The organism is Mesorhizobium sp. (assembly GCF_024509055.1).
Taxonomy (GTDB): domain Bacteria; phylum Pseudomonadota; class Alphaproteobacteria; order Rhizobiales; family Rhizobiaceae; genus Mesorhizobium.
On record NZ_JANINM010000139.1, the window covers coordinates 1 to 4138 of the forward strand.

Here is a 4138-nt window from a genome sequence, read left to right on the forward strand (position 1 = left end):
GCACTTGTCGAGCTCAAGGCGCGCTTCGACGAGGAGGCCAACATCCGCTGGGCGCGCGACCTCGAGCGCGCCGGCGTCCAGGTCGTGTTCGGCTTCCTCGAATTGAAGACGCACGCCAAGATGTCGCTTGTCGTGCGCCGCGAGGACGGCAAGCTGCGCAACTACGTGCATCTGGGCACCGGCAACTACCATCCGGTCACCGCCCGCATCTACACCGACCTGTCCTTCTTCACCACCGATCCGACCATCGCGCGCGATGTCGCGCAGCTCTTCAACTTCATCACTGGCTACGCGGAGCCCGCCGAGGAGATGCGCATCGCCGTGTCGCCCTTCACGCTGCGCAACCGCATCCTGAAGCATGTTTCCGACGAGATCGCCCATGCGCGCGAGGGCAGGTCGGCACGCATCTGGATGAAGATGAACGCGCTGGTCGACCCGATCATCATCGACGCGCTCTATGACGCCAGCCGCGCCGGCGTCGAGATCGACCTGGTCGTACGCGGCATCTGCTGCCTCAGGCCGCAGGTGCCCGGCCTGTCCGAGAACATCCGGGTCAAGTCGATCGTCGGCCGCTTCCTCGAGCACAGCCGCATCTTCTGCTTCGGCAACGGCCACGGCCTGCCGTCGGACGACGCCATCGTCTACATCTCGTCCGCCGACATGATGCCACGCAATCTCGACCGCCGCGTCGAGACGCTGGTGCCGATCACCAATCCGACTGTGCATGAGCAGGTGCTTGGCCAGATCATGCTGGGCAACGTCATGGACAACCAGCAAAGTTTCGACGTATTGGCTGACGGCACCTCCCGGCGCGTTGTGCTGGAAGAGGGCGAAGAGCCATTCAACGCGCAGGAATATTTCATGACCAATCCGAGCCTCTCCGGACGGGGTGACGCGCTGAAATCGCATGCGCCCAAGCGCATTGCCCAGTTCAAGCGCCGCAAGAAGAACGGCGTCGCGTGATTTCTGCTTCCCAGGGCCGGCTCCAGGACCGGCGGCCGCTGTCGATCATCGACATCGGATCGAACTCGATCCGCCTTGTCGTGTATGAAGGACTGGCGCGCTCGCCCACGCTGCTGTTCAACGAAAAGATGCTGGCCGGCCTCGGTCGCGGCATCGTTTCGACGGGCAAGCTCGACCCCGAGGCCGTGACGCGCTCGATGGAGGAGTTCCGACGCTTTCGCGCGCTGTCCGACCAGGCAGGCGCCGAGCACATATATGTGCTGGCGACCGCCGCGGCGCGCGAGGCGGTGAACGGCCCCGACTTCATCCACCGCGCCGAGGAAGTGCTGAAGACCGAGATCCGCGTGCTCTCCGGCCGCCAGGAAGCCTATTACTCGGCGCTCGGCGTCATTTCCGGTTTCCATCCGGCCAACGGCATCGCCGGCGACCTTGGCGGCGGCAGTCTGGAGCTCATCGACATCAACCGCGAGGCGATCGGCGAAGGCATCACGCTGCCGCTCGGCGGCCTGCGCCTGCAGGACATGGCCAAGAATTCGCTCGTCCAGGCGCAGAAGATCGCGCGCCAGGAACTGGCGCGGGCCAAGCTGCTCAGGGCCGGGCAGGGCAGGGTCTTCTACGCGGTGGGCGGCACCTGGCGAAACCTCGCCCGGCTGCACATGGAGATGACCAACTATCCGCTCGGCGTCATGCATCACTACGAGATATCGGCGGAGAGCGCCCAGACCTTCCTGAAGCAGGTAGCCCGTGGCGAGGTCGAGAAAGTGCGGGGCATCGAGGGCGTCTCCAAGAACCGCCGCTCGCTGCTGCCCTACGGTGCCGTCGTTCTGCAGGAGATCATGACGGCGATGCAGCCGTCCAAGATCGTCGTCTCCGCGCAGGGCGTGCGCGAGGGCTTCCTCTATTCGCTGCTCGACGAGGAGGAGCAGAAGTCCGACCCGCTGATCTCGGCTGCCGAGGAACTGGCGCTGTTGCGTTCGCGCTCGGTGCACCATGCGCATGACCTCGTCGAATGGACCGGCAACGCGTTCAAGGCCTTCGGCATCGACGAGACCGAGGACGAGGCGCGCTACCGCCACGCAGCGTGCCTGCTCGCCGATATCGGCTGGCGCGCGCATCCAGAATATCGCGGCAGGCAGTCGCTCAACATCATCGCGCATGCTTCCTTCATCGGCGTCGACCATCCCGGGCGCGCCTATCTGGCTCTGGCCAGCGCCTACCGCCACGACGGCATCTTCAACGACGGCATCGCGCCCGAGATCAAGGCGCTGGCGCCGCCGCGCCTCTTGGAGCGCGCCCGCCTGCTGGCAGCGATGATGCGCGTCGTATACCTGCTGACCGCGGCGATGCCGGGCGTCATGCCGCGGCTGAAATGGGAAAACCGCGGCAATGGCGCGCTGGCGCTGGTGCTGCCGGCTTCTCTTTCGGATCTTTACGGCGAGCGCCCCGCCGGCCGGCTGGCGCAACTGGCGCGCATCACCAACCGCCGCCTCGTGCTGGCAGTCGAGGGCGGGCCAAGTGTTTCGGTAAAGTAGCTCAAGCTGGCTTAGGTGACCTCGGCGCCGATGCCGAAGCCGCGTCCGTCCACCGACCATGCGCCGGCGCCGGCCATGGCGAGCGCCACAAAACCGCCGGCGATGGCGATGTCCTTCATCAGCATCTGCTGGTGCAGGAAGGCGAGCGTGGCGTCGTCGCCGCCCTGGCCGTAATGGCCGATGAAGCTGGCGGCGATGCAGAAGGCGGCAAGCAGCAGGGCCACGACCCGTGTCTGGAAGCCGATCAGGATGAGCAGCCCCGAGATCAGCTCGAACAGGCCGGTGCCCCAGGCGGCGAGTGTTGGCAGCGGCAGGCCGAGGCCGGTGAAATAGTTGATGGTGCCGGCGATGTTGCTGAGCGCCTGGAAGCCCGACGGCACGAACAGTGCCGCAAACAGCAGCCGCGAGACGAGAAGCAGTGCGTTGCGAGCCATGGCTACCTCCCTGGCCGGTGTCTGGTCAGGCACCATACCGGCCGCCGGTGTAATCTACGCTTGCAACGGACAACGAAAAAGCGGCGCGGAGAATTCCGCGCCGCTTTCGTTTCAGTCTGGGAGGAAAAAATTCAGCCGCGCTTGGCGTCGATCGAGTAGGCGCCGGCGCCCGAGGAAGCCAGCAGGATGAAGCCGCCGGTGATGGCGAGGTTCTTGAGGAACTGGATCATCTGCATCTGGTCGGCCCAGCCGGTGTGAGCGACAAGTCCGGTGGCGATCGTGAAGATCGCGAGCACCCAGGCCGCGATACGGGTCTGGAAGCCGACGAGGATGGCAAGGCCGCCGACCAGCTCGATCAGGCCGACGAGAACGGCGGTCGCGGTCGGGACCGGCAGCCCAAGCGCGCCGAAATAGGCGGCGGTGCCGGAAATCGCGGTGAGCTTGCCGAAGCCGGAAAGCAGGAAGATGACCGCGAGCAGGACGCGGCCGAGCAGGATGGTGGTGGAGCTGTTGGATTGAGCGCCGTTGCCGGCGACGGAAGTGTTGATGGACATTGGCGGGTTCTCCGAATGGGGTTTGAATGCCCAGTCAGATAGCTCACCAGGACTGTTCACCAAAGCCGCTTATGCGACAACACATTGTTCACAGATTCAATATTCCAGTGTGGGCGCGGCCGACGCGAAATTCGTTTCGCGGGAATCGGCGGTTGGAGAAAATTCTCGTGCCGCCAAATCCTCTCTCTTCGTCATCCACGGGCGAAGCAAGGAGCGAAGCGACGCCGCGTAGACCCGAGGATCCATGCCGCGACGTTAAAACAGCCGCCGCGGTGCAGGTTCTGCGCCGGCCGCGCCCTTCGGTTGAAGTAACGGCATGGATTCCAGGGTCTCCGTGACGGAGCTTCGCTCCTGCTTCGCCCTGGAATGACGACGTCGAGGCGGCTTCGGCAATTTGCGAACGTCTGCGATTTGCAGTGCCGAGGAACTACCCCGGATGGGTCATATCCTCAGGCCGCACCAGGCGGTCGTAGTCGGCCTCGCTGACCAGTCCGGTGGCGAGAGCCTCCTCGCGCAGCGTGGTGCCGTTCTTGTGCGCGGTCTTGGCGATCTTGGCGGCATTGTCGTAGCCGATAGTGGGGGCGAGCGCCGTCACCAGCATCAGCGAGCGCTCGAGCGCGGCCTTGATGTTGTCTTCGCGCGCCTCGATGCCGAC

Annotated in this window: 4 protein-coding genes and 1 pseudogene; 2 read left to right on the plus strand and 3 right to left on the minus strand. The window is 65.0% G+C overall.

Annotated elements, in window-relative coordinates; genetic code table 11:
- Nucleotides 1-963, plus strand: a 963-nt coding sequence (locus Q0L57_RS07210) for a polyphosphate kinase (protein ID WP_296740360.1), incomplete at its 5' end; no start/stop codon positions are given.
- A complete protein-coding gene (ppx, locus tag Q0L57_RS07215; protein WP_296740363.1) occupies nucleotides 960-2495 on the plus strand; it encodes an exopolyphosphatase in 1536 nt (511 codons plus the stop codon). The genes Q0L57_RS07210 and ppx, both read left to right, overlap by 4 nt.
- Before the next feature lie 11 nt (nucleotides 2496-2506).
- Here ppx and Q0L57_RS07220 read toward each other — a convergent pair whose 3' ends face one another.
- The 3 genes and pseudogenes from Q0L57_RS07220 to fumC all read right to left on the minus strand — a co-directional run.
- Nucleotides 2507-2929, minus strand: a complete 423-nt coding sequence (locus Q0L57_RS07220; RefSeq protein ID WP_296740366.1) for a DoxX family protein — start codon at nucleotides 2927-2929, stop codon at nucleotides 2507-2509.
- 131 nt (nucleotides 2930-3060) lie between these two features.
- The gene (locus Q0L57_RS07225) at nucleotides 3061-3483 is read right to left on the minus strand and encodes a DoxX family protein (protein ID WP_296740369.1); all 423 of its coding nucleotides are present in this window, start codon (nucleotides 3481-3483) and stop codon (nucleotides 3061-3063) included.
- Between the two features lie 427 nt (nucleotides 3484-3910).
- A pseudogene (fumC, locus tag Q0L57_RS07230) lies at nucleotides 3911-4138 on the minus strand (class II fumarate hydratase); the annotation flags it as partial.

Excerpts from the sequence above, each read along its gene's own strand:
- Q0L57_RS07220 (WP_296740366.1), bottom strand. The coding sequence starts at position 2,929 with ATGGCTCGCAACGCACTGCTTCTCGTCTCGCGGCTGCTGTTTGCGGCA.
- Q0L57_RS07225 (WP_296740369.1), bottom strand. The coding sequence starts at position 3,483 with ATGTCCATCAACACTTCCGTCGCCGGCAACGGCGCTCAATCCAACAGC.